At 66.8% G+C, this 22,701-nt stretch carries 25 protein-coding genes and 2 tRNA genes; 12 read left to right on the top strand and 15 right to left on the bottom strand.

Annotation, left to right across the window (positions count from 1 at the left end):
- Nucleotides 1-113 precede the first annotated feature (113 nt).
- Nucleotides 114-839, top strand: coding sequence for a glutathione S-transferase N-terminal domain-containing protein (locus FQU96_RS27200; protein ID WP_146544508.1), 726 nt, complete (start codon nucleotides 114-116; stop codon nucleotides 837-839).
- Nucleotides 840-995: 156 nt separating this feature from the next.
- Here the strand turns inward: FQU96_RS27200 and FQU96_RS27205 are convergent, their stop codons facing one another.
- The 3 genes from FQU96_RS27205 to FQU96_RS27215 all read right to left on the bottom strand — a co-directional run bounded on the left by FQU96_RS27205 (nucleotide 996) and on the right by FQU96_RS27215 (nucleotide 3,505).
- Nucleotides 996-1,727 (bottom strand): hypothetical protein, encoded by a 732-nt coding sequence (locus FQU96_RS27205; protein ID WP_146544509.1) that lies wholly within the window; start codon nucleotides 1,725-1,727, stop codon nucleotides 996-998.
- 31 nt (nucleotides 1,728-1,758) lie between these two features.
- Nucleotides 1,759-2,625 carry a S49 family peptidase gene (locus tag FQU96_RS27210; protein ID WP_146544510.1) on the bottom strand — a complete coding sequence of 289 codons (867 nt, stop codon included), beginning with the start codon at nucleotides 2,623-2,625 and terminating at the stop codon, nucleotides 1,759-1,761.
- Between the two features lie 100 nt (nucleotides 2,626-2,725).
- Nucleotides 2,726-3,505, bottom strand: coding sequence for a tRNA1(Val) (adenine(37)-N6)-methyltransferase (locus tag FQU96_RS27215; protein WP_146544511.1), 780 nt, complete (start codon nucleotides 3,503-3,505; stop codon nucleotides 2,726-2,728).
- 161 nt (nucleotides 3,506-3,666) lie between these two features.
- Between FQU96_RS27215 and FQU96_RS27220 the strand changes: the two genes are divergently transcribed.
- The 3 genes from FQU96_RS27220 (at nucleotide 3,667) to FQU96_RS27230 (ending at nucleotide 5,743) form a co-directional block, all read left to right on the top strand.
- Nucleotides 3,667-4,683 carry a polyprenyl synthetase family protein gene (locus FQU96_RS27220; protein ID WP_146544512.1) on the top strand — a complete coding sequence of 339 codons (1,017 nt, stop codon included), beginning with the start codon at nucleotides 3,667-3,669 and terminating at the stop codon, nucleotides 4,681-4,683.
- A gap of 160 nt (nucleotides 4,684-4,843) precedes the next feature.
- Nucleotides 4,844-5,365 (top strand): adenine phosphoribosyltransferase, encoded by a 522-nt coding sequence (locus FQU96_RS27225; RefSeq protein WP_218574884.1) that lies wholly within the window; start codon nucleotides 4,844-4,846, stop codon nucleotides 5,363-5,365.
- A 72-nt stretch (nucleotides 5,366-5,437) separates the two neighbouring features.
- Nucleotides 5,438-5,743: a hypothetical protein gene (locus FQU96_RS27230; protein WP_146544513.1), complete on the top strand. Its 306-nt coding sequence runs from the start codon at nucleotides 5,438-5,440 to the stop codon at nucleotides 5,741-5,743.
- A gap of 50 nt (nucleotides 5,744-5,793) precedes the next feature.
- Here FQU96_RS27230 and FQU96_RS27235 read toward each other — a convergent pair whose 3' ends face one another.
- The 4 genes from FQU96_RS27235 to FQU96_RS27250 all read right to left on the bottom strand — a co-directional run bounded on the left by FQU96_RS27235 (nucleotide 5,794) and on the right by FQU96_RS27250 (nucleotide 6,966).
- Nucleotides 5,794-6,003: a dodecin family protein gene (locus FQU96_RS27235; protein ID WP_146544514.1), complete on the bottom strand. Its 210-nt coding sequence runs from the start codon at nucleotides 6,001-6,003 to the stop codon at nucleotides 5,794-5,796.
- Nucleotides 6,004-6,063: 60 nt separating this feature from the next.
- The gene (locus FQU96_RS27240; RefSeq protein ID WP_146544515.1) at nucleotides 6,064-6,282 is read right to left on the bottom strand and encodes a dodecin; all 219 of its coding nucleotides are present in this window, start codon (nucleotides 6,280-6,282) and stop codon (nucleotides 6,064-6,066) included.
- A 183-nt stretch (nucleotides 6,283-6,465) separates the two neighbouring features.
- Complete coding sequence (locus FQU96_RS27245; protein ID WP_146544516.1) at nucleotides 6,466-6,678, bottom strand: hypothetical protein; 213 nt, start codon at nucleotides 6,676-6,678, stop codon at nucleotides 6,466-6,468.
- A 210-nt stretch (nucleotides 6,679-6,888) separates the two neighbouring features.
- Nucleotides 6,889-6,966: transfer RNA gene (locus FQU96_RS27250), tRNA-Pro, on the bottom strand.
- 130 nt (nucleotides 6,967-7,096) lie between these two features.
- On the opposite strand from FQU96_RS27250, the gene FQU96_RS27255 reads away from it, so the two are divergent.
- On the top strand, nucleotides 7,097-7,480 hold the full coding sequence (locus tag FQU96_RS27255; RefSeq protein ID WP_146544517.1) for a VOC family protein: 384 nt from the start codon (nucleotides 7,097-7,099) through the stop codon (nucleotides 7,478-7,480).
- A 2-nt stretch (nucleotides 7,481-7,482) separates the two neighbouring features.
- On the opposite strand, the gene FQU96_RS27260 is transcribed toward FQU96_RS27255, so the two are convergent.
- The 3 genes from FQU96_RS27260 to FQU96_RS27275 form a co-directional block, all read right to left on the bottom strand.
- Nucleotides 7,483-7,860 (bottom strand): hypothetical protein, encoded by a 378-nt coding sequence (locus FQU96_RS27260; RefSeq protein WP_146544518.1) that lies wholly within the window; start codon nucleotides 7,858-7,860, stop codon nucleotides 7,483-7,485.
- 1,752 nt (nucleotides 7,861-9,612) lie between these two features.
- Nucleotides 9,613-9,689, bottom strand: a tRNA-Pro gene (locus tag FQU96_RS27270).
- 77 nt (nucleotides 9,690-9,766) lie between these two features.
- The gene (locus FQU96_RS27275; protein ID WP_146544519.1) at nucleotides 9,767-10,228 is read right to left on the bottom strand and encodes a PaaI family thioesterase; all 462 of its coding nucleotides are present in this window, start codon (nucleotides 10,226-10,228) and stop codon (nucleotides 9,767-9,769) included.
- A gap of 58 nt (nucleotides 10,229-10,286) precedes the next feature.
- Between FQU96_RS27275 and FQU96_RS27280 the strand changes: the two genes are divergently transcribed.
- The 7 genes from FQU96_RS27280 to FQU96_RS27310 all read left to right on the top strand — a co-directional run bounded on the left by FQU96_RS27280 (nucleotide 10,287) and on the right by FQU96_RS27310 (nucleotide 17,288).
- Nucleotides 10,287-11,372 carry a M14 family metallopeptidase gene (locus FQU96_RS27280; RefSeq protein ID WP_178130728.1) on the top strand — a complete coding sequence of 362 codons (1,086 nt, stop codon included), beginning with the start codon at nucleotides 10,287-10,289 and terminating at the stop codon, nucleotides 11,370-11,372.
- Nucleotides 11,373-11,885: 513 nt separating this feature from the next.
- On the top strand, nucleotides 11,886-12,194 hold the full coding sequence (locus FQU96_RS27285) for a hypothetical protein (protein ID WP_146544521.1): 309 nt from the start codon (nucleotides 11,886-11,888) through the stop codon (nucleotides 12,192-12,194).
- A 28-nt stretch (nucleotides 12,195-12,222) separates the two neighbouring features.
- A complete protein-coding gene (locus FQU96_RS27290; RefSeq protein WP_146544522.1) occupies nucleotides 12,223-13,536 on the top strand; it encodes an O-acetylhomoserine aminocarboxypropyltransferase/cysteine synthase family protein in 1,314 nt (437 codons plus the stop codon).
- A gap of 301 nt (nucleotides 13,537-13,837) precedes the next feature.
- Complete coding sequence (locus tag FQU96_RS27295; protein WP_146544523.1) at nucleotides 13,838-14,893, top strand: methionine ABC transporter ATP-binding protein; 1,056 nt, start codon at nucleotides 13,838-13,840, stop codon at nucleotides 14,891-14,893.
- Nucleotides 14,862-15,515, top strand: a complete 654-nt coding sequence (locus FQU96_RS27300; protein WP_146544524.1) for a methionine ABC transporter permease — start codon at nucleotides 14,862-14,864, stop codon at nucleotides 15,513-15,515. Before FQU96_RS27295 ends, FQU96_RS27300 begins: the two co-directional genes overlap by 32 nt.
- Before the next feature lie 33 nt (nucleotides 15,516-15,548).
- On the top strand, nucleotides 15,549-16,367 hold the full coding sequence (locus FQU96_RS27305; protein WP_218574885.1) for a MetQ/NlpA family ABC transporter substrate-binding protein: 819 nt from the start codon (nucleotides 15,549-15,551) through the stop codon (nucleotides 16,365-16,367).
- A gap of 105 nt (nucleotides 16,368-16,472) precedes the next feature.
- Entirely contained in the window at nucleotides 16,473-17,288 is an 816-nt protein-coding gene (locus FQU96_RS27310; RefSeq protein WP_146544525.1) for a MetQ/NlpA family ABC transporter substrate-binding protein, read from the top strand.
- A gap of 109 nt (nucleotides 17,289-17,397) precedes the next feature.
- Here FQU96_RS27310 and FQU96_RS27315 read toward each other — a convergent pair whose 3' ends face one another.
- From FQU96_RS27315 to FQU96_RS27335, 5 genes are all read right to left on the bottom strand, one after another.
- On the bottom strand, nucleotides 17,398-18,669 hold the full coding sequence (locus tag FQU96_RS27315) for an ABC transporter substrate-binding protein (protein ID WP_146544526.1): 1,272 nt from the start codon (nucleotides 18,667-18,669) through the stop codon (nucleotides 17,398-17,400).
- A gap of 9 nt (nucleotides 18,670-18,678) precedes the next feature.
- Nucleotides 18,679-19,515: a carbohydrate ABC transporter permease gene (locus FQU96_RS27320; RefSeq protein WP_146544527.1), complete on the bottom strand. Its 837-nt coding sequence runs from the start codon at nucleotides 19,513-19,515 to the stop codon at nucleotides 18,679-18,681.
- Nucleotides 19,512-20,447 (bottom strand): carbohydrate ABC transporter permease, encoded by a 936-nt coding sequence (locus FQU96_RS27325; protein WP_146544528.1) that lies wholly within the window; start codon nucleotides 20,445-20,447, stop codon nucleotides 19,512-19,514. Before FQU96_RS27325 ends, FQU96_RS27320 begins: the two co-directional genes overlap by 4 nt.
- The gene (locus tag FQU96_RS27330) at nucleotides 20,444-21,580 is read right to left on the bottom strand and encodes an ABC transporter ATP-binding protein (RefSeq protein WP_146544529.1); all 1,137 of its coding nucleotides are present in this window, start codon (nucleotides 21,578-21,580) and stop codon (nucleotides 20,444-20,446) included. Before FQU96_RS27330 ends, FQU96_RS27325 begins: the two co-directional genes overlap by 4 nt.
- Before the next feature lie 188 nt (nucleotides 21,581-21,768).
- A complete protein-coding gene (locus FQU96_RS27335; RefSeq protein ID WP_178130729.1) occupies nucleotides 21,769-22,701 on the bottom strand; it encodes a DMT family transporter in 933 nt (310 codons plus the stop codon).

Consider the following 22,701-nt stretch of genomic DNA (forward strand, 5'->3'; position numbering starts at 1 on the left):
GAAGGGAAATTCCGCGTTGTCATCCGCCGCATCACGAATCGAAATTTCAGCCCGGCAAACCGATGCCGCATCCTGCGCGCCGCACACATGATCGCTGCAGTCCGGAGGCCGGCATGATCGATCTGCACTACGTCGCCACAGGCAACAACCTGAAGGTTGCCATCATGCTGGAAGAGGCGGCGCTGCCCTACAATCTGGTGAAGTACGAGATGTATGCCGGCACCCATCTCACGCCGCAGTTTCGCCGGATCAATCCCAACAACAAGCTGCCGGCCATCGTCGACCATCAGCCGGCCGACGGCGGCGAGGCGGTCTCCGTTTTCGAATCGGGCGCCATCCTGCTCTACCTGGCGGAAAAGAGCGGCATGCTGCTGCCCCAGGATGCCCGCCGCCGGCTGCAGGCCCAGCAATGGCTGATCTGGCAGGTTGCCGGCCTGGGGCCCATGCTCGGACAGGCGCATCATTTCGTGCGCTACGCACCCGAAGGCCAGGCCTACGGCATCGAGCGTTACACGCGCGAGTCGCGCCGGCTGCTGGAAGTGCTGGAATACCGCCTCAAGCAGAGCGGCGACTACCTGGCCGGCGACTACAGCATCGCCGACATCGCCTGCTATCCCTGGGCCTCCGGTACCGGCCTGATCGGTATCGATATCGCGGCGTTCCCCGCCGTCGCGGCATGGCTTGCGCGCATCAAGGCGCGACCGGCCGTACAGCGCGCGGCCGACGCGATCCTGGACGAGAGCCGCAGCCTCTACACCCAGCCTCGTCCGGTCCTGACGCCCGAACAATGGTCCAACATGTTCGGCGACAAGCTGCTGGCCGCCGCCAAGGCGCGATAGACGCCAGTACCCGCTATCGCTCGAGTGTGACTCGGGACTGTCATCCCGAGCGCAGCGAGGGACCTTTCGATGCAGACGCACCCCGTGCGTCACTTGCAGAAGATCCCTCGCTCTGCTCGGGATGACGGCTGTATCAGTGACGAGTGATTCCCGGTACTAGGATCGAATCCAGACCCGCAGCGGTCCGATGGCATCGCACCCGACGCTGCGCGCGACATCGAGTCCCTCGCCCCGTTCGTAGCCAACGATGCGGGTGCCCGGGTACAACTGCGCCGCTTGCGCCAGCAAGCCGTGCCAGATGTCCTGGCGATCAGACGGCGCGCCAAAGACATTGGAAACGCCGACCGCATTGGCCGCTGCGTTGAGAGCACCGCCACCGACAACGGCGCCGCCGCGTTCGGCCGTGAACAACGCGATCCCCGCGCTGGTCAACAAGGGCGGTGCGAAGATCAGCGAACCCGTTCGGTCATCGGCCTCAGGATCGCCGGTAAGAGCCTGTTCCCAGGAGCGCAGCGACGCTGCGCTCGTCACGCGCACCCATCGGAGATCACCGTGCCCGCGCGGCACCGCGGACGGTTCCCGGCAGATCCATTGCGCGTCGAACAGGACATTGAATCCCCGCGACGAGAGATCCAGCGTCGAGAAGCTGTCCTTGACCGCCCAGTCGTGCCGCGGGTGCGCGGCCATCACAGCGTCGAGCACGTCGAACTGCGCGGCTCGCGCCGGCACGCCCTCGATCGTCACCGCATCCGGATAAAATCGCGGTGTCTCCTGGCGGCTGAACCATAAGCCGCCGGCGAATTCCCCGGCTCCTCCGTGGGCGCGACAGACCGCATCGCACCAGAGTGCGTTGTTGCGGGCCGCGCTGCACACGATATCGCCGGTCATCGCTCTTCATAGCGAGACCCATCGCGTAACACTACAGCCCGAAGCGGCTCCACAGCGCACGATCCTCGACCGCCATCAGCGCGCCCTCGGTGAACGCACCGCCCAGCTCGGGGTCGCTGCTCAGCCTCATGCCCAGCAGGCGCCGCAGCGGGTTGAAGCCGCGGCGCTCGCCGACCAGCGGCGTACGCACCTTGCGGCCGTAGCGCGCCCGCAGCACGTCGCGCAAATGACCGATGCCGTCGATCAGGCCCAGCTCGAGCGCCCGCCGGCCGGTCCAGAACTCGCCCTCGAACAGGGTTGTCTCATCGCCCTTCAGGCGCACGCCGCGGCGCAGCTTCACCCAGGCCTTGAAGTCGGCGTGGATGTCATCCTGCAGCCGGCGCAGGCGCACGATGTCGTCGGGGTTCTCGGGCTGGAACGGATCGAGCTGCGCCTTGGTGTTGCCGGCGGTGTGCACGCGCCGCTCGATGCCCCACCGTTCCAGCAGCCGCTGGAAGCCGAAGCTGGCGCTGATCACGCCGATCGAGCCGACGATCGACGCCGCGTCGGCATGGATGTCGTCACCGGCACAGGCCAGCCAATAGCCACCCGAAGCGGCGACATCCTCGACGAACACATGCACCGGCAGGCTGGTCTCCTCCGCCAGCAGCCGGATGCGCCGGCCGATCAGCGCCGACTGCACCGGCGACCCGCCCGGCGAGTTCACCAGCAAAGCCACCGCCGTCGCGCCGGGCAGCCGGAACGCCCGTTCCAGGCGGGCCGCAACCGTGGCCAGCGACAGGCTGCGGCCAAAGGCCTCGCGGGCGGCGATCACGCCCGACAGCCGCACTACCGGCACCAGCGGCGGCGGCTCGGCCCCGAGATACCGGACACGGGAGAACAGCGAGGATAGTGCCATGGCCCTCATCCGTTAGGTCATCACTGTATGTCGGGTGCGGACCGACCGAGCGCAAGCCACCGCGGCCGACGGTGCCGAAGCGGCGCCCTCACGGCCGGCATCAGTCGATGTTCAGCGACGCGGCGGCGCGCAGGATCGTATCGACCTCGGGTGTGTAGCCACCGCCAGCCTGGTGCAGCACCAGTCCCGGCAGGGTACGGACGCCGCCACCGGTGCCCGTGCGCGCGCGCGCGATCACGCGCTTGGCGGCAGCGCCGGCGCGCGGCAGCAGCGGCTGGACGACAAGATCGGCGGCGTGCGGACGCAGCCGATCGATGAGTTCGGCCAGGCGGTCGGCGCGGTGAACGACGCTCAACGTACCGCCCGGCCGCAGCACGCTCAGGCAGAAGGTGAGCCAGGCCGGGAGGTCGGCGGTCGATTCGACCGTGGCCAGCGCCTTGCCCGGATCCGGCGACGGATCGGCGCGCGACGCCGGCAGATAGGGCGGATTGGTCATCACATGATCGACGGCATCGAGCGCCGGCGGCATCGCCACGTCGCCGTCGATGACCTCGAAGGTCGCGGCCGCACCATTGCGCGCCGCATTGCATCGTGCCAACGCCGCATAGCGCGGCTGGACTTCCAGGCCGATCGTCCGGACACCGGCCAACCCCGCAGCGGCGGCGCGCGCCAGCAGGCACAGGCTCGCCGCGCCCACGCCGCAACCGACATCCAGGATCCTGGCGTTCGGTGCCAGCGGCACCGCAGCGGCCAGCAACACGGCGTCGACCGCCACTCGGTAGCCGCGCGCCGGTTGCAGGATCCGCACACGGCCACCCAGCAGCGCATCATCGCTGCAATCGGCGATGCCCTCAGAACGAGGCGTGGTGGTGGTCGACATGGTGGCCCATCAATGTATTGCAGCCGGGCTGCGTCCCGCTGTCACAACGCCCTTGTTTCGGTTGCACATGATTTGCACCCCTTTGTCACATGTGCGACACGTCGTACAGCGTGTGGTGTAGAAGCCCCAGGGAGCCCCGGTCTTGGCCCGGGGAGGCGAGCATGGCCGTAGTGCTGACATTTGACGACAAGCGCCGCAAGACGCCCAGTCTTGATGCGTTGGTCGCCCTGACAGCCGCCGATCTGGAGCGCGTCAACGCCATGATCGCCGCGCGCATGTCCTCGCCCGTGGCGCTCATTCCCAAGCTGGCCGATCACCTGGTGAGCGCCGGCGGCAAACGGCTGCGGCCGCTGCTGACCATCGCCGCCGCCCAGCTGTGCGGCTATCCGGGCGAGCATCACATCAAGCTCGCCGCCTGCGTCGAATTCATCCATTCGGCCACCCTGTTGCATGACGACGTGGTCGACGGCAGCGACCTGCGCCGCGGCCAGCCGGCAGCCAATGCCATCTGGGGCAACAAGGCCAGCGTCCTGGTCGGCGACTTCCTGTTCACGCGCGCCTTCGAGCTGATGGTCGAAGTCGGCTCGCTGGAGGTGCTGGGCATCCTGAGCGGCGCGTCCAGCGTCATCGCCGAGGGCGAGGTGCTGCAGCTGTCGACCGCCAACAACACGACGACCAGCGAGGACACCTATCTCGAGGTGATCAAGGCCAAGACCGCCAAGCTGTTCTCGGCTGCCGCCGAAGTGTCACCGGTGATCGCCGGACGGCCGGCGGCCGAGTGCGCGGCGCTGGCCAGCTACGGCATGAATCTCGGCATCGCCTTCCAGCTCGTCGACGACGCGCTGGATTATGGCGGCACCGCCGCCAAGCTGGGCAAGGCGGTCGGCGACGATTTCCGCGAGGGCAAAATCACATTGCCGGTGATCCTCGCCTTCCTGCGCGGCGATGCCACCGAACGTACGTTCTGGACGCGCGCCATGGAGAAGCTCGACCAGAGCGAAGCCGATCTGCCGCACGCCATCGAGCTTTTGCACCGGCACAACGCCCTGGCCGACGCGCTGGAGCGCGCCCGTCACTACGGCGCCATGGCGCGCGATGCGCTGGGTCTGTTCGCCGATGGCCCGGTGAAGCGCGCCCTGCTGGAGACCGTCGACTTCGCCATCGAACGCGCGCACTGAGGGCATCTCTGGGAGCGCGGACGTCCCGCCCGCATCAAGAGAGCCTTGCTTCACCTGACATGAGCGGGCGGGATGCCCGCGCTCCCGGAAGGCTTTCGCTTTGCGCATCGCGGCCGGGGCGATAGCATTCAGGCGCAAGCGCCCCCTCGTGCGAGAGCCCATGCCGATCGACCTGAAAGCCCATATCCGTCCGATCCCGGATTTTCCCAAGCCCGGCATCCTGTTCTACGACATCACCACCCTGCTGCTGCGTCCCGCCGCCTTGAAGGAAACCGTCGATCGCCTGGTGGAGGTGGTGCGGCCATACAAGCCGGACCTGCTGGCCGGCATCGAATCGCGGGGCTTCATCTTCGGCGCGCCGCTGGCGTATGCCCTGGGCTGCGGTTTCGCCCTCCTGCGCAAGAAGGGCAAGCTGCCCGGGCGCATCAGCGCCCACGAATACGCACTGGAGTACGGCACCGACACGCTGGAGATCCACGACGATGCCGTGCAGTCCGGCCAGCGCGTCGTGCTGATCGACGATCTGCTGGCGACCGGCGGCACGCTGTCGGCCGGTGCCCGGCTGCTGCGCCAGGTTGGTGCCACGGTGCCGGCGGCAGCCTGTGTCATCGAGCTCAGCTTTCTGGGCGGGCGGGCCAAGCTCGACATCCCGGTCGAGACGCTGGTGACGTACGATTCCTGAGCGTCACCGGGTCGAGCGCAGCCCCGGCATCGCCACAATCCGCCCCTTGGCCTGTCCGCCGTCGATGCACACATGACGGGTGCATTGACGGAGATCGCCATGGAACATCGCCTGCTGCCCGTCGCGTTGGCCGCCGCCGTCGTCCTGGCTCTTGCCGGCAACGCCCACGCTCAGGCCGGGCGGCGCGACGGTTATGACGCACAGCGCCAGCAGCAATTGCAGCGACAGCTGGACTGGCAGCGCCGCGACACCTGGCAGCGTGATCAGGACCGCCTGCGCGAGGATGGCTGGCGGCGCCAGCAGGAGCAGCAGCAGCGGCGCAACCTGCAACAGCAGGACGACATGCGCCGGCGCCAGCAGTGGCAACCGCGACAGTAGCCGTCGTGCCCGAGCCCGCGACGCCGCGGGCTCGGGCCGACGTCAGGCGGTCAGTCCTCCATCTTGAAGGACAGCTTCAGCTTGGTGCGATAGGCGCTGATCTTGCCGCCTTCGATCTGGATGTCCTGCTCGACCACCTGGGCGATGCGCAGGTCGCGCAGCGATGAACTGGCGCGCTTGACGGCGGCGGCGGCAGCCTTCTCCCATGAGTCGGGGCTGGACCCCACGACCTCGACGATCTTGTACACGCTCTCGGGCATGGTCTGACCTCCCTCGCTGCTGACCCGGGCGACGATCGACCGGGTACTTCAGGTGGCGGATCAGGCGCCGGCCTCGTAACGCAGGCCGAGCTTGAGCGTCACCTGATAGCTGGCGGCCTTGTTGTCGCGGATGCTGCCGCGCAGTTCGATCACCTCGAACCACTCCAGGTTCCGCAACGATTTCGAGGCCGTGCCGATAGCGTTATTGATGGCTTCGGAGATCGACACGTCAGACGTGCCGACGATTTCCGTCTTCACATAAGTATTCAGAACGGTCATGGCCGCGCTCCACCGACAGGTCTGCAGGAAGCCGTGGCCGCACCGGCGCACGACGAGACGCGGTGTACAAACGCCAATCGCCAGCAGTGTATCCTTCCACCACCGTCGCCGCCACTACGACTCGCCAGGGTGTCCGAGAGCCTGCCCGTTCGAATGCGATCTCCGCTGTCGATCGGAGCAGCCTCAGTCGCCCACCAGAAGGCCCTGCGGCGGCTTCTCTGGTGCGAGCTCCGCATAAGTATGCCGGCCGACGCAAATTCCGCGACGGCCGGTTAAGGCGACATAGACCTCGATCGTCTCGCCGGGCTCGATGTCCACGACCAGACCCGATGGAAATGTCACATACCCTTTGACGACTTCATAACCCGAAGCAACACGGAAGGCTTTTGGATGCATAAGGCGCCTCTTAGACGCGGATAGAACAGACCTCACAGCACGCAAACAGACATCACGCCAACAAGGCGCCGCACATACACCAAAGCACGCGATGAACCCATAACAATTACTACCGGACAACCGTCCGCATGCGGTACGTCGGCGAATACGGCAGCGATGCCCATTCGGCGTTTCGACGACCGATGGCGAACCACGACTGTGAAGGGCTGATGGTCAGGGTGGCAGGATTTGAACCTGCGACCTTCGGATTCCAAGTCCGACGCTCTGCGCAAACTGAGCTACACCCTGCCTTCACAGGAGGGTTTGATGGCTGGCTCAGGATCGCGGTCGGAACATGCGCGGTTTTTACGCGCATCATCGGCAGGATGCAACCCGGATCGCAACATGGAAGAACGACGCGTGAGCAAGGTGACACGACATGGCGAAGATCAGAGAGATCGTCATCGACTGCGATGTGCCGTCACGGGTTGCGCGCTTCTGGGCCGGCGCGCTGGATGACTACCATGTGCGTCCCTACGACGACGCCGAGATCGCGCGGCTGGCCGCAATCGGCCTGACGCCGGAAACCGATCCGGTCGTCATGGTCGATGGCCCCCCGCTGACGCTGTGCTTCCATCAGCGAGGAGGCCCACGCGCCGACCGAAACCGCATCCACTTCGATCTCGAGGCGATCGATCGGACGCAGGAGGTCGCCCGTCTGATGTCTCTCGGCGCCACGGTCCTCCGCGAGACCGAGCAATACACCTTACTGCGCGATCCCGAAGGCAATCAGTTCTGCGTGGTCGCCACGCGTGAGGTCTGACGTCAGGACGGCGGCAGCGGCCGCCAGAAGCACAGCCGCCGGGTGCGCTCCTTGCCCTGTTCGTACCAGTGGCAACGCCAGAAGTTGCCGTCGGGCGATGGCCTCGTCTCCGCGCGCGGGATCGTCTCGCCCGTCGGCACATAGCGGAAATCGCCGCCGGGGAGTTCCTCGACCAACGCGACCGGCACTCTTTTGCAATCCGTCGGATCGCAACACGCCTGTCCTTCGATGTCCTTGTATCCCCGCTGGCGTATCCAATCGTGCTCGTCATGAGCCATCGCCGACGTCGCCCAGCACAAGCCGGTCACCACAAGGATGATCGGGCGAGGCCGCTGCGCGCCGCGCTTCAGGGATCGCGGCGATGTCATCCGGTGCGTCATCCAGCAGCTCCGCCCACAGCGCAGGTTCGAATCCCTCCCTGTCCGGAAGGCTTCGCTGCTAGGACGGCAGCCGACCCTGGCAACCGACATAGGGGCGTATGGCGGCCGCGATCGGATTATTGGCAGGTGGCGAAAGGCGCAAAACGCTCCGTCGCAAACACAGGAAAGCCTGCCCGACAGGGCCAACTAACCCTTTGAAAACATTGATCGGAGAGAATTCGAACCTCCGGCCCTCTGCCATCCACCAGAGCAGCCTGAAAGGCCGTCGGGGCCATGGTCGCTGACGTCGGACGCCGCTTCGGCAAATGGCAACGGTCCAAAACCGACGCAAAAAGACCGCCGCACAGGGGGAGAGGCGTGCGGCGGTCACGAGAGAGGGCGTCGCTTGGGGAACGACGCCACCGTTTATAACGCTGCGATGGCCCAAAGGTTGCAGCCACGACCTCCTCGATCTGGCGTGGTCTGGGGACCTCAGGAAACAACCACCAACTGCTCCCGCAACGGCCTGTCGGCGAGCGCGTTCCCATGCACGCCAGTGGCCCAGACCAGGTGGGGTGTGATGCCAGGCGCAAGCAAGAGTCCACGCGCTGCGCCCGGAACCGACGGCACTCCCGCGCGCTGTGCGCGACAGCGCGGTTCCTCATAAACCCCACCCGTTGGGAGTCCCGCCGGCGCCGCCGTCTGGAGTTCTGGTCTCCGTACTACAGCGACCCTATGCCGAGGGACGGCAGTGTTCCAATCGCGTCGCTGGCGCCTGGCGCAGCATCCCGCACTCTGCGGCGACCGGCGAAGACAGGCCATTTCCCGGTAGCCGCTCGCTGATGGTCGACTCAGGCTCCCTGACCCGCGATCGCTTCCCAGAACTTCGACATGGCCGCCAGGGACGCGGCCACCGGGACACCGATGACCAGGACTAGCGTCCGCGGCGGAAACGTGCGCTACTGCCTCAACGACCGGCAAAGCCGCTGCGTCAGGCGCCGGTGGCTAAGAGTGCGCTCCCGCTTGCTTTCCAGCAGAGGAAGCCCGTGGCCCGCGTTTCCCGCGTCCATTCATTCGTAGACTACGGACCTGTCGCTGCGATCTTGGCGCGCACAGACCAATGTGTTCGCATGTGTTTTGAACGATTGGAGCGCTCGCATGAATTGAAGGCTATCAGCAAGGATCGGTGCGTCATCTCGGCTAAATCGTTGGCGCGTTCTTTCGAAGCTTTGGCGACAGCAGGGGCGCACTTTCGCGACCATCCAGAAGGAGGGTCCGCAAAGCCGCAGCTGATCGCCGATGCCGCACCGTCTGTGCTCGCTTTGACAGACTATGATCGCGCTTATGTGACGACGTATCTGCGACTGCTTGATTCAGTGACTGAAAACGCTCCCTGGGAAGACGCCGCGCGAGCACTCCTGGCAATTGACCCGCACATCGCACCCGCTCGGGCGCGCCGGCGATACAACAGCCATTTGGCCCGCGCGCGATGGATCGCCAGCCAAGGCTACTGGGATCTGTTGAAGGGTACGTGACGCGACGTGCCCGGGCTTGCCACCGGAAATCTCAGGTCGGCCACACGGAGAAAGACAGCAGATGTAGAGCAGCAGCGACGCGAGCCGTTGATCAGCGACCACATCACATGTCGTGGCCATGCCGCCGGACGAGCAGAAAGGTTAAGACTGTGCCGAACAGCGACCCGGTCGCAAACACCGGGTCGCCAGCAAAAAGGAAAAGCCGGCCCCGCAGGACCGGCTAACCCTTTGAAAACATTGGTCGGAGTGAGAGGATTCGAACCTCCGGCCCCTAGCTCCCGAAGCTAGTGCTCTACCAGGCTGAGCTACACTCCGTCAGGCCCGCGGCACCTGGTTTGCCGCGGGAGGCGCGGGTTATACCGTCGCCCCCCAGGCGCTGCAAGGCCGTGATCTCATACCTTGGCCCCGACCTTGGTGAATTTGGCGTTTTCGTCAGGCAACACGGCGAAAGCCGCGGTCGACAGCGCGATCGGCGACGGGTCGCGGTCGGTGAAGAAGGTCACCTCGCCGAACACCGTGGTGCGGCCCAGCTTCAAGGCCCGAGACTGGCCGATCACGTCGCAATCGACGGCGGCGCGCATGAAATTGGTGGTCAGCGAGATCGTGGCCATCGACGGCAGCCGGCTCAGCGCCTCGGCGAAGGTGAACACCAGCATCGTATCGGCCATCGCCATCAGCGCCTGTCCCAGCACCACGCCGCCGGCGCGCTGGATGTGCGGCGACCGTGGCAGGCGGGCGCGCAGCCCCGTAGGCGAAATCTCCTCGACCTTCAGCCCGAGGTCCGCCACCCAGGACGGGAAATGCCCGCCCGGCAGCAGCATCGCCTGCACCTGCTCGACCGTCATGAAAGCCATCGCACCCTCTGCCCGTTCCGTTAGGATGCGCGCACCGTACACGATCCGGGGATTCGTCATGAGTGCCGTCGCCGCCCATTTCGCCACCGACTATCAAGATGCGCGCCAGAAATTCTGCGCCGCGGCAGCCGCCAGCGGCGGCCGGTTCCGGTCCTACCGCAACCCGACCCTGGGCCCCGACGGCGGCCAGCTGTTCATGGATACCGTCCGGTTCGGCGACGACGACGCACCCAACATGCTGGTGCTGATGGCGGCCACGCACGGCGTCGAGGGCTTCTGCGGCTCGGGCGCCATGGTGAACTGGCTGCGCAGCGGCGGGCCGGCCAAGCTGCCCAAGGGCACCGGCGCACTGTTGATCCACGGCGTCAACCCGCACGGCTTTGCCTGGATCCGCCGCGTCAACGAGGACAACGTCGATCTCAACCGCAATTTCGTCGACCACGCCAAGCCGCATCCCCGCAACGACGGCTACGCCGAGATCGCGGCAGCGCTCAACCCGCCGGCATGGACCGAGACCGCGCTGGCGAAGGCGCAGCAGGTGCTGGATTCGTATGCCCAGAAGCACGGCGCCTTCGGCCTGCAGGGCGCCATCACCGGCGGCCAGTACACCCACAAGGACGGCATCTTCTTCGGCGGCCACAAGCCCACCTGGTCGAACCGCACCATCCGCGCCGTCATCCGCAACGAACTGGGCCATGCCAAGCGCATCGGCTGCATCGATTTCCATACCGGGCTGGGGCCGTTCGGCCACGGCGAGATCATCGGCCTGGGTGCGCCAGGCCAGCCGGCCTTCACGCGCCAGCAGGCCTGGTATGGCGATGAACTCACCTCGCCCGAGGGTGGCACGTCGACGTCGGCGATCGTGGTGGGCGTGGTCATCGACGCCTTCCCGCAGGAAGCACCCGATGCCGAGTTCACCGGCATCGCCCTGGAGTACGGCACTTACCCGGTGCCGGAGGTGCTGGACGCGGTGCGGCGCGACAACTGGCTGCATCACCACGGCGACGTGAAATCGGCGCAGGGCAAGGAAATGAAGGCCTACGTCCAGGAGCGCTTCTATCCCGCCGGCGCCAAGTGGGCCGAACTGGTCTGGGCGCGCGCCGACGAGGTGATCGGCAAGGCGGTGAAGGGGCTGAACAGCTAAGGAATTCGGACCGCGGGCGTCCACGCCCGCATCTCCGGCGAAAGCTTGCTTTCGCCTGTGCGCGTCAGCGCCGACGATTTCGCTTTCCGCTTCGCTGCAAGCGATTGCGGGCGTGGACGTCCGCGGTCCGAAAAGTACCCAGAAAAACTAACAGAGCGGTCAACGAAAACTAGGTTGTTGACCGCGGCCGCCGACCGCATGTTCGGCAGCCAAGGGACTGATCCTCCCCGACGGATCTGCGGAGATTTGACCGAGCAGCTTGCACCGCATCACCAAACGCTAAAGCGCCACGACCACGTCGTGGGCTCATCACGAGACCGGAGACCTGCGATGTCCAGACTTACCAGTCCGCTTCCCGATCACCGCACCGGCACAACCATGCCCGGCGGCCGCCTCCGTCATCGCTGTTGTTGTTGCGCCTGACGCTTGCCGTCACCCGCTGACGGCCGGTTTTCCCGCAACAGCATTCCACGGTCGGCGCCCGGCGCCAGGACCGAATGACGGAGATTGACCATGAGTGACGCCTACATCATCGAGATCGACGACCTGGCTGCCGGCATCGTGCAGCGCGAACGCGGCGGCTTCCGGTTCCGGGCCGCCCATGCCGACTTCTATCGCCTCGAAGGCCGGCTCTACGCGACGCCCTGGAAGGCCCAGCGCGCCGCCGAGGCGATCGTGCAGGCCCGCCACGACCGGCGGCGCCAGCACGCGGCATCGGCCGCACACGGCGCGGGCGACCAGCCGGCCACCGCCGGCTGGGGTCTCGCCGGGCATCACGGCGCCCCGGCTGCCCGCCCGGCGCACCTCGACATGCCGCGCTGACGCCACCGACGTCCACAGGAGACCCATCATGACCACCACGTCGCGGCACCCCGAGACACTCGCCCTGCATGCCGGTTATCGCGCCGATCCGGCCACCAATGCGGTCGCGGTGCCGATCTACCAGACCACATCGTACCAGTTCACCGACACCGAGCGTGCCGCCAACCTGTTCGCGCTCAAGGAGCTGGGCAACATCTACACGCGGATCATGAATCCGACGGCCGATGTGCTGGAGAAGCGCATCGCGGCGCTGGAGGGCGGCGTCGGGGCCCTGGCCGTGGCCTCGGGCCAGGCGGCATCGGCGCTGGCGGTGCAGAACCTGGCGCACGCCGGCGACAACATCGTGAGTTCGACCGACCTCTACGGCGGCACCTGGAATCTGTTCGCCAACACCTTGCGACAGCAGGGCATCGAGGTGCGCTTCGTCGATCCGGCGAAGCCGGAGAACTTCCTGCAGGCCACCGATGCGCGCACGCGTGCCTACTACGCCGAAACCTTGCCCAATCCCAAGCTGACGGTCTTCCCGATCCGCGAGGTCGCCGACATCGGCCGCAAGCTCGGCATCCCGCTGATCGTCGACAACACGGCGGCGCCGGTGCTGGCCCGCCCGTTCGACCATGGCGCCGCCATCATCGTCTATTCGACGACCAAGTATATCGGCGGCCACGGCACGTCGATCGGCGGCCTGATCGTCGACAGCGGCACGTTCGACTGGGCGGCGGCGCCCGAGCGCCAGCCGGCCCTGAACACGCCCGACCCCAGCTACCACGGCGCGGTCTGGGTCGATGCGGTCAAGCCGCTGGGACCGGTGGCCTACATCATCAAGGCGCGGGTCACCCTGCTGCGTGACCTCGGGCCGTCGCTGAGCCCGTTCAACGCTTTCCAGGCCATCCAGGGCCTGGAGACGCTGCCGCTCAGGATCCGCGAGCACAGCCGCAATGCCCAGGCGGTCGCCGAATACCTGTCGAAACACCGTGACGTCAGCCAGGTGATCTATCCGGGTCTGCAGGAGGGTGAGGCGCGGCGGCGCGCCGACGCCTACCTGAAGGGCGGCTATGGCGGCCTGGTGGGCTTCGAGCTGCGCAGCGGCCGCGACGCCGGCCGGCGCTTCATCGACGCGCTGCAGCTCTTCTATCACGTCGCCAATATCGGCGATGCCCGCAGCCTCGCGATCCATCCGGCGACCACCACGCATTCGCAACTGTCGCCGGCCGAGCAGGCCGCCACCGGCGTCTCGGACGGCTATGTCCGGTTGTCGATCGGCATCGAGCATATCGACGACATCATCGCCGACCTGGCCCAGGCGCTGGACGCCGCCGGCAAGGCCCGCCTGGCGGCCTGAGAGACCCCCAACGCGCCCGCAGCGACGGCGGTCCTGCTGCGGGCGTGGCCCGGTGCCAAGCCTACCCGACACGATTGGCACGGGGCGTTCGCCCTGGTCCCGCTGGATTCCTCCCTCCGGGCGGGACCAGGGCCCCTTCTTCAGCCGGCTTGCGGCCAGCGCCGCCGCCGGCTATGTGCGCGTGTCGGCCGTCATCACAGCTGTCTCCTAAGGCGCTCCTCGCTGAGGTTGAACTGATGTGCCCAGATGGATCGACGGCGCAATCGTTTGCGCTGCCCGGTCACGCAACAAGAACGATCGTATGCTGGAGCTCGTCGACCTCACGAAAATCTATCCAGGCGCCAAGGCTCCGGTGGTGGCCCTCGACAAGGTCAACCTGACCGTCGGGCGTGGCGAGATCTATGGCGTCATCGGCCGCAGCGGCGCCGGCAAGAGCACGCTGATCCGCTGCATCAACCTGCTCGAGCGGCCGACCAGCGGCATGGTGCGCGTCGACGGACACGACCTGTCATCGCTGGGCGACCGGGCACTCAACCAGGCCCGGCGCGACATCGGCATGGTGTTCCAGCACTTCAACCTGCTGTCGTCGCGCACGGCGGCCGACAATGTCGGGTTGCCGCTGGAGATCGCCGGCCACAAGCCGGCCGAGATCCGCACCCGGGTCGCCGACCTGCTCGACCTAGTTGGCCTGACCGGCGAGGCCGGCCGCTACCCCGCCCAGCTCAGCGGCGGCCAGAAGCAGCGCGTCGGCATCGCCCGGGCGCTGGCCAACCGGCCCAAGGTGCTGCTGTGCGACGAGGCGACATCGGCGCTCGACCCCGAAACCACGCTGCAGATCCTCGACCTGATCGCCGACATCAACCGGCGGCTGGGGGTGACCGTCGTGCTGATCACCCACGAGATGAACGTGGTGCGCCGGATCGCGGCCAAGGTGGCGGTGCTCGAGGCCGGCCGCGTGCTGGAGAGCGGCCCGGTGTACGACGTCTTCACCAAACCGGTGTCGGAGACAACGCGCAGCTTTGTCGCCGAGACGGTCGGCTACGATATCCCGCCGGCACTGCTGGCGCTGGCGGCACAGCATCCCGGCATCGGGCCGGCCACCCTGGTCCGGGTCGAGCTGGTGGGCGTCGCACCGGGCGAACCGCTGGTGTCGCGGGTGTCGCGCAATTTCGCCGTCGATCTGCGGATCGTCGCCGGCCGCATCGATGCCATCCAGGGCCGCCCGTTCGGCGGCATGGTGATGCTTGCCACCGGCACGCCCGATGTCATCGCGGCCGCCATCGATTACCTGCGCCAACACAACGTTCACGTCGAGGTCCTGGGTCATGTCCCCACGAATGATCGAGCTGCTTCTTGAGGCTCTGCTCGAGACGGTGGTGATGGTGGGCGCCGCCGGCGCGGTGGCGATCATTGCCGGACTGCCGCTGGGCGTATTGCTGCTGATTACCGGCAAGGGTCACATCCTGGCGAACCGGCCGGTCAACTTCGTGGTCGGCGCCCTGGTCAACGCCGTCCGCTCGACGCCCTTCATCATCCTGCTGGTGGCCATCGTGCCGCTGACGCGGTTGATCGCCGGCACGTCGATCGGTACGCAGGCGGCCATCGTGCCGCTGGCGATCGCCGCGACACCGTTCGTGGCGCGCCTGTTCGAAACGGCGATGCGCGAGGTCGATCCCGGCCTGGTCCATGCCGCACAGGCGATGGGCGCATCCCGACTGCAGATCGTTCTCAAGGTGCTGATCCCCGAGGCACGGCCGGGCCTGCTGGCGGCGGCCACGGTGATGCTGATCGGCCTGATCGGCTACTCGGCCATGGCCGGCGCCATCGGCGGCGGCGGCTTGGGCGACTTGGGCGTGCGCTACGGATACCAGCGCTTCTTGCCGGAAGTCATGGCCGCTGTAGTGATCGTCCTTATTGTGCTAGTACAGGGCGTGCAGTCTTTGGGGGATATTTTGGTTCGGCGGTTCACCCGCCGCTGACCAATACTTGCAACGAACAAGGAAAGTTCGCGTATGTACACGCCGCTTACCCGACGTCGAGCTGTCCGCCTGTCGCTTGGTCTGCTCGCCACGACCGCCGCGCCGGCAGCGGTGCTGGCGCAGAGTCCGCTCAAACCGATCAAGGTCGGACTGGTAGCCGGACCGCAGACCCCGGTCTTCGAGTTGGTCAAGGCCAATGCCGCCCGCGAGGGCCTGCAGGTGCAGATCGTCGAATTCACCGACTTCGTCCAGCCCAACGAAGCGCTGGCCGCCGGCGACATCGACGCCAACAGCTTCCAGCACGTGCCCTACCTCGATCAACAGATCAAGGATCGCGGCTACAAGTTCACGGTCATCGGCCCGACGCTGCTGGCGCCGGTCGGTGTTTATTCAAAGAAGATCAAGTCGTTGGCTGAATTGCCAGCGGGCGGCAAGGTCGCCATCCCCAACGACCCGAGCAGCGGCGGCCGCGCGCTGCATCTGCTGCACAAGGAAGGGGTCGTGAAGCTGCGGCCGGGCACCGGGCTGCTCGCCAGCGCCATGACCGATATCGCGGAGAATCCGCGCAAGATCCGCTTCGTCGAACTGCCGGCCCCGCAGTTGCCGCGCGTGCTGGACGATGTCGATGCCGCCATCATCAACACGATCATCGCGGTACCGGCCGGCCTGCAGCCCGGCCGCGACACGATCGCCATCGAAGGCATCGACTCGCCGTATGTCAACGTGATCGCGGTTCGGACAACTGACAAGAATCGGCCCGAGTTCGCCAAGTTGTTGGCCGCCTACCACTCGCCTGACGTGAAGAAGTATTTGCTCGACACCTTCAAGGGTGCGGTCCTACCCGCCTGGTAGGCAAAGCGCAGCCCGATCCCTACCTACAGACCTGGCCCCAAGAGCGCGCCGGCTGCGGCCGGCGACAGTCGTTGGCATTCGAACAACCTGCGTGGAATCCTCATCATGATCCGTCCGCTTTCCCGCCGCCACGCCACGACGTTGGCGCTGGGCGCCACCCTGGCCACCGTGATCGCACCGGCGACACGGGCACAGGCCGATCTCAAGCCGATCAAGATCGGCGTCACGGCCGGACCGCATGCGCAGATCTTTGAAGTCGTGAAGCCCCTGGCGGCGCGCGCCGGACTGCAGATCCAGATCATCGAGTTCAACGACTACATCCAGCCCAACGCAGCGCTGGCCCAGGGCGAACTCGATGCCAACAGCTACCAGCACAAGCCGTTCCTCGACCAGCAGAACAAGGATCGCGGCTACAAGCTGGTGCCGCTGGCGCTCACGGTCACCTTCCCGATCGGCATCTATTCCAAGAAGGTGAAGTCGCTATCCGAGGTCCCAAGTGGCGGCCGCATCGCCATTCCCAACGACCCGACCAACGGCGGCCGCGTCCTGTTGCTGATGCAAAAGGAGAAGGTCTTCACCCTGAAGGCGGACGTCGGCGTGCGCGCCACGGTGGCGGACATCACCGACAATCCGCGCAAGATCCGCATCATCGAGCTTGACGCCGCGCAACTGCCGCGGGCGCTGGACGACGTCGACGCGGCCGCCATCAACACCAACTACGCCGTCCAGGCCGGCCTGCAGCCCCGACGCGACGCCATCGCCATCGAGGCCGCCGACTCGCCCTACGCCAACCTGATCGCGATCCGGGCTGCCGACAAGGACCGGCCGGAATTCGCCAAGTTGGTCGCCGCCTATCACTCGCCCGAGGTCAAGAAATTCGTGCTCGACACGTTCCAGGGCGCTGTTCTGCCGGCGTGGTGAGGTGAATCACCTCCGTCATCCCGAGCGACCGCGAGGGATCTTCTGAAGGTGAAGCACGGTGCGTCTGCATCAGACGGTCCCGCGCTTCACTCGGGATGACAGGCATTGATCACGCGCTGGTCGGCAGCAGGGCCTGAACCTCGGTCGCCATTTTCGCCAGCGCGTCTTCCGGCTTGGCCTTCTGGGCCACGACCGACTGCAGGTGATCCTTGATCACGTCGGTGATCTTGAGCCCGTTCTCGCCCGGGAACGCGTACCAGCCGGTGGCCTTGGGCAATTGCCGGATGGCGATCAGGTGGTTGGGGTTCTTGTCGTAGTACGGCTTCAGCAGGTTGGGATCCTCGGTCGCCTTCAGCGCCGACGGGAAATAGCCCGTAGCCTGCACCATCAGGGTGGCACCCACCGGGCCGGTCGCGAACTTGATGTAGTCCCAGGCCGCCTTCTGCTTAGCCGGGTCCTTGGCGAACAGCATGGCGACGTTGCCGCCCAGCGGCAGCCTGCCGTCGGCCGTGGTCGGGAACGGCGCCGTGCGCAGCTTGAACTTGTCGCCGATCTGCTTGGTGACGCCGCCCAGGCGCGACGTCGAGTGGCCCCAGATGCCCATGGTGCCCGAGGTGAAATCCTGCAGCGACACGCTCTGCGAGACGTCGCGCATGGTGCCTTCGCTCACCATGCGATGCAGCGTGGCGATGCCCGTCTGGCCGGCCGGCCCGGCGAACGCCACCTTCTTCTCGTCCGGCGTCAGCATGGTGCCGCCGTTGGCGAAGACCAGCGCCTGCCACATCCAGTTGCCGGTGATGTCCCAGTCGAAATGGAAGCCCTGCGTGCTGCCGCCCAGCGCCTTGATCTTCTGCGCCATCTGGAAGATGCCGTCCCAGGTCGAGGGGAATGCCGCCGGATCGCCGCCGGCTTTCTTCACCAGGTCCTCGTTGAAATAGATGATGGGCGTCGACACCGAGAAGCCGATCCCCAGCTGCTGGCCGCCGAAACGGCCGACATCGAGCAGACCGGGCGCATGGCCGAAGCTTGCGAACTCGGCATCGGCGGCGATGAACGGATCGAGCGGCTGCGCGAGCTTGCGGTCGTGGAAGATGCGCTGCCGGTTCAGCCCCTGGTAGGCCACGTCGGGCAAGGTGTTGGTGACCGCCGCGCGCAGCGTCGCCTGCGCCATCTCCTCGTAGGCCGGCAGCGGCGCCAGGAAGGTCACCTTGTACTGCGGGTGCTTCTTCATGAACTCGGCGGCGATCTGCTCATGCAGCGTCTTGAACAGGTCCGGTGTCGAGTACTGCACCTTGATCTCGGTCTGCGCCTGGGCCCGCAACGGGCTGGCACCCAGGGCTGCCGCGGCCGCCGTGCCGGCGACGAACGCACGTCTTTTCATGTGAGCCTCCTAGCCTTTGATTCCGGTCAGCGTCATGCCTTCGATGAAGCGCCGCTGCGCCACCAGGAAAGCGATCACCAGCGGCGCGGTGATGATCACGGTGCCGGCCATCAGCGGGCCGTAGTCGGTACCGGCCTCGGTGTTGCGCAGATAGACGGTGCCCAGGGCCGGCATCGCCATGTCAGGCGAGGTGACGACCAGCAGCGGCCAGAAATAGTCGTTCCAATGGAAGACGACCGACACGATGCCGAACGCCACCAGCGCCGGCGCCGCGGTGGGCAGCATGATGCGCCACACGATCGCGAACTCCGACAGGCCGTCCAGCCGCGCGGCATGGATCAAGTCATCCGGCACGGTCTTGAAGAACTGCCGGATCCAGAAGATGCCGAACACCGAGATCATCGACGGGAAGACCAGGGCGGCGTAGCTGTCCAGCAGGCCGGCCGATGACAGCATGATGTAGTGCGGGATCGCCGGCACGTGACCCGGGATCAGCAGCCCGAACAGCACCAGCGCGAACAGCGGCTTGGCGAGGCCGAAGCGCAGCTTGGCCAGGGCATAGGCGGCGGGCAGCGCCACCAGCACCTGCAGGCTGAAGATCGTCGCCGTCACGATGGCGCCGTTCAGCAGATAGCGGTGCAGCGGCACCTTGCGGAAGGCTTCGCTGTAATTGCGCACCGCGTCCCAGCGCTGCGGCAGCAGGCGCAGGTCGGTGGTGAAGATCTCGTCGGCCGGCTTCAACGACAGCGACAGCATCCACACGAACGGCGCCAGCATGAAGACGGCGCCGATGCCCAGCAGCACGTGCCGCAGGATGGCGAACGGCAGGCCGCGGGGCGCCGTCATGCGTAGTGCACGCGCTTTTCCATCACCCGGGCCTTCACCAGGGTGAGGATCAGGACGAAGACCAGGAACACCACGGTGATCGACGCGCCGTAACCGGCGCGGAAGAAGCCGAAGCCTTCCTGGTACATGGTGTAGAGCAGCACATCGGTCGCCTTGTTGGGCCCGCCTTCGGTCAGCACGGCCACGGTGTCGAAGACCTGGAAGCTGCGGATGGCGGTGATCACCAGCACGAACAAGGTCGCCGGGCCCAGCATCGGCCAGGTCACGGTGGTGAAGCGGTCCCACCAGTTCTCGGCACCGTCGATGGCGGCGGCCTCGTAGAGGTCGCGTGGGATCGACTTCAGGCCGGCGAGGAACAGCACCATGTTCAGCCCCAGCGCCTGCCAGATGCCGATGACGGCGAGCGCCGGCAGCGCCAGGGCGGGATCCTTGAGCCAGTTGTGCTTGCCCAGGCCCACCGCGTCGAAGGCGAGATTGATCAGCCCGACGCTGGGATGGAGCATGATCTCCCACACCGTGGCCATCGCGATCAGCGTGGCGGTGACCGGCAGGAAATAGGCGGCGCGGTAGAACGTGCGCCCTGAACCGCCTGCCTCGATCAGCATCGCCACGCCCAGGCCGAGGAACACCGACGCCGGCACGACCACCGCCACGTACAGCAGCGTGTTGGCGAGCGACCGCCAGAACACGCGGTCGGCCGCCAGCTTTTCGTAATTGCCGAGCCCGATCCAGTTCAGCGTCGCAGCGCCGAATTGCCAATCGGTAAACGACAGCAGCACCGTGGCGGCGGTTGGCAGCAGCAGGATGCCCAGCAGCATGATCGCCGCCGGCGCCGCGAGCGCATAGGCCGCCAGTGCCTCCTGGCGCACGCGCCGCGCCGGCCGGCGCGCGGTCGATGCCGCCGCCTCGGCGGGCAGCGCGAGCGTGCTCATGCCGCGCGGACCCGACCGCCGTCGCGGTCGAACAACAGCACGCGCGCCGCGTCGGGCCTGATCGCGACACGCATGCCGACACGGATGTCATCGGTGCGGCTGGCCGCCAGGCGCACGGCCAGCCGGGCGGACGCCGGCTGCGGCTCGACATAGACGAAGAGGTCCGACCCCAGGTTCTCGCGATGGCGCACGGTGCCCACCAGCGCGCCCTGCTGCTCGGCGGTGCACGGCGTGACGTCGGCATGTTCGGCGCGAAACGCGACGGCGAGCGCGGTTGCCGGCGCCCTGCGCACTGTCAGCGGCAGCGTCGTGCCGGCGATCTCGACCTGGCCGGTGCTGCCGACGGCGCCGGTGATGACGTTGATCTTCGGGCTGCCGACAAACTCGGCCACCCGCAGGTCGGCGGGATCGTCATAGATGGTGGCCGGCGGCGCGCATTGCAGGACCTCGCCGTCCAGCATCACGGCGACCCGGTCGGACATGGTCATCGCTTCGGCCTGGTCGTGGGTGACGTAGATGAACGTCGTGCCCAGGCGCCGGTGCAGTTCGGCGATCTCGGCCCGCGCCTGCACGCGCAGCTTGGCGTCGAGGTTGCTGAGCGGCTCGTCCATCAGGAAGGCGCGCGGCTGGCGCACCATGGCGCGCGCCAGCGCGACCCGCTGGCGCTGGCCGCCCGAGAGCTGCGAGGGCTTGCGCTCCAGCAGATAGCCGATGTCGAGCGCGGCGGCGACGCGGCCCACCTCGCCCGCGATGTCACGGCGGATACGGCGCGCCGACGGCAACGCCCGGCGCAACACCGGCAGGCGTTGCCAGACGCGCGAGCGGCGCATCACCAGCGGCAGCGCGATGTTCTCGGCTGCCGTCATATGCGGGTAGAGCGCATAGCTCTGGAACACCATGGCGACATCGCGCTCGCGCGGCCGCAACGCATCGACCGGCCGGCCGCCGATGGCGATGCTGCCGGAGTCCTGCGCCTCGAGCCCGGCGACGATGCGCAGCAGGGTGCTCTTGCCGCAGCCCGACGGCCCCAGCAGGGTCATGAACTCGCTGTCGCCGATGTCGAGCGTCACGCCCCGCAGCACGCGGGTGGCACCGAACGCCTTGTTGACGGACCGGATCGACACACCGGACATCGCGACGCCTCCACGCAAAAACCCGCTGCTGCGGATAGGGCGCGCCAGTGACTGGTGTGTTGCGAAACAATGACGATTGAATGATGAGGCGGCCGCGTCTGTGGACGAGACCGAAAATCGTCAGCGACGATCAGACATCTGCTGCAATGGTCTACCGCACGCAGGCGCCTGCCTGAGCCGGCCGCCGGTCAGCGTTTCCCCTGCCGCGCCGCGGCGGCTTCCCGGTGGGCGATGATGCTGGTGCTGGCCAGGATGATAGCGGCGCCGGCGAATGTCGCGAGATCGGCGTTGCGGCCGAACAGGAAATAGTCGAACGCCGCCGCCCACACGATGCCCAGGAACACCGTGGGCTGCACGGCGGAGATGTCGGCCAGCCGATAGGCGCTGGTCATGAACAGGTAGCCGAGCTGGCCGAAGACACCGGCCAGCACCAGCCACGCCAGCTGCGGCACCGTTGGTACGCGCCAGTCGAGCAGCGCGAAGGGCAGGAAGCAGACTGTCGCCAGCACGCTCTGCCAGAACACGATCACCTTGGGATCGTCGCGCCCGGTGAGCTTCTTGGCGACCAGGTTCGAGCCGGCGATCACCGGTACCGAGGCCAGCATCAGCAGCGTGCCCCAGTTCAGGGTGCCGAACCCGGGCCGCACGATGATCAGCACCCCGACGAAACCTACCACGACCGCCACCCAGCGCCGTGCCCGCACCGTCTCGCCCAGGAACAACGCCGCCCCGATGGCGACGAAGATCGGGCCGCTGAAGCCCAGCGCCGCCGCCTCCGCCAGCGGGATCAGGCCCACCGCCAGGTACCACAGCACATAACCCGTGGTATGAAAGCCGGCCCGCAGGGCGTGCAGATGGATCTGGTCGGTCCGCACCGCCGCCAGGCCGGCGCCGGCCAGCAGGAACGGGGCGATCATCAGCAGGCCCGCCGTCCACCGCCCCCAGGCGACGAACAGCGGCGGCAACTCGGCCACCAGCATCTTCACCGTCGCATTGAGGCACTGGAAGAAAATGCCGGCGATCACCGCCAGCAGCAGACCGCGCGCCATCGGCGATGGCATCAGTCGCATGAAAATGCCGGCCTCGACGCCCTTGGGATCCTTACGCGCCGATATCGACAT

The sequence above is a fragment of the Reyranella sp. CPCC 100927 genome (genome assembly GCF_007859315.1).
Taxonomy (GTDB): Bacteria; Pseudomonadota; Alphaproteobacteria; order Reyranellales; family Reyranellaceae; genus Vineibacter.

Coding starts and splice junctions, on each gene's coding strand:
- FQU96_RS27200 (WP_146544508.1), top strand. CDS start 114: ATGATCGATCTGCACTACGTCGCCACAGGCAACAACCTGAAGGTTGCC.
- FQU96_RS27205 (WP_146544509.1), bottom strand. CDS start 1,727: ATGACCGGCGATATCGTGTGCAGCGCGGCCCGCAACAACGCACTCTGG.
- FQU96_RS27210 (WP_146544510.1), bottom strand. CDS start 2,625: ATGGCACTATCCTCGCTGTTCTCCCGTGTCCGGTATCTCGGGGCCGAG.
- FQU96_RS27215 (WP_146544511.1), bottom strand. CDS start 3,505: ATGTCGACCACCACCACGCCTCGTTCTGAGGGCATCGCCGATTGCAGC.
- FQU96_RS27220 (WP_146544512.1), top strand. CDS start 3,667: ATGGCCGTAGTGCTGACATTTGACGACAAGCGCCGCAAGACGCCCAGT.
- FQU96_RS27225 (WP_218574884.1), top strand. CDS start 4,844: ATGCCGATCGACCTGAAAGCCCATATCCGTCCGATCCCGGATTTTCCC.
- FQU96_RS27230 (WP_146544513.1), top strand. CDS start 5,438: ATGACGGGTGCATTGACGGAGATCGCCATGGAACATCGCCTGCTGCCC.
- FQU96_RS27235 (WP_146544514.1), bottom strand. CDS start 6,003: ATGCCCGAGAGCGTGTACAAGATCGTCGAGGTCGTGGGGTCCAGCCCC.
- FQU96_RS27240 (WP_146544515.1), bottom strand. CDS start 6,282: ATGACCGTTCTGAATACTTATGTGAAGACGGAAATCGTCGGCACGTCT.
- FQU96_RS27245 (WP_146544516.1), bottom strand. CDS start 6,678: ATGCATCCAAAAGCCTTCCGTGTTGCTTCGGGTTATGAAGTCGTCAAA.
- FQU96_RS27255 (WP_146544517.1), top strand. CDS start 7,097: ATGGCGAAGATCAGAGAGATCGTCATCGACTGCGATGTGCCGTCACGG.
- FQU96_RS27260 (WP_146544518.1), bottom strand. CDS start 7,860: ATGACGCACCGGATGACATCGCCGCGATCCCTGAAGCGCGGCGCGCAG.
- FQU96_RS27275 (WP_146544519.1), bottom strand. CDS start 10,228: ATGGCTTTCATGACGGTCGAGCAGGTGCAGGCGATGCTGCTGCCGGGC.
- FQU96_RS27280 (WP_178130728.1), top strand. CDS start 10,287: ATGAGTGCCGTCGCCGCCCATTTCGCCACCGACTATCAAGATGCGCGC.
- FQU96_RS27285 (WP_146544521.1), top strand. CDS start 11,886: ATGAGTGACGCCTACATCATCGAGATCGACGACCTGGCTGCCGGCATC.
- FQU96_RS27290 (WP_146544522.1), top strand. CDS start 12,223: ATGACCACCACGTCGCGGCACCCCGAGACACTCGCCCTGCATGCCGGT.
- FQU96_RS27295 (WP_146544523.1), top strand. CDS start 13,838: ATGCTGGAGCTCGTCGACCTCACGAAAATCTATCCAGGCGCCAAGGCT.
- FQU96_RS27300 (WP_146544524.1), top strand. CDS start 14,862: ATGTCCCCACGAATGATCGAGCTGCTTCTTGAGGCTCTGCTCGAGACG.
- FQU96_RS27305 (WP_218574885.1), top strand. CDS start 15,549: ATGTACACGCCGCTTACCCGACGTCGAGCTGTCCGCCTGTCGCTTGGT.
- FQU96_RS27310 (WP_146544525.1), top strand. CDS start 16,473: ATGATCCGTCCGCTTTCCCGCCGCCACGCCACGACGTTGGCGCTGGGC.
- FQU96_RS27315 (WP_146544526.1), bottom strand. CDS start 18,669: ATGAAAAGACGTGCGTTCGTCGCCGGCACGGCGGCCGCGGCAGCCCTG.
- FQU96_RS27320 (WP_146544527.1), bottom strand. CDS start 19,515: ATGACGGCGCCCCGCGGCCTGCCGTTCGCCATCCTGCGGCACGTGCTG.
- FQU96_RS27325 (WP_146544528.1), bottom strand. CDS start 20,447: ATGAGCACGCTCGCGCTGCCCGCCGAGGCGGCGGCATCGACCGCGCGC.
- FQU96_RS27330 (WP_146544529.1), bottom strand. CDS start 21,580: ATGTCCGGTGTGTCGATCCGGTCCGTCAACAAGGCGTTCGGTGCCACC.
- FQU96_RS27335 (WP_178130729.1), bottom strand. CDS start 22,701: ATGTCGATATCGGCGCGTAAGGATCCCAAGGGCGTCGAGGCCGGCATT.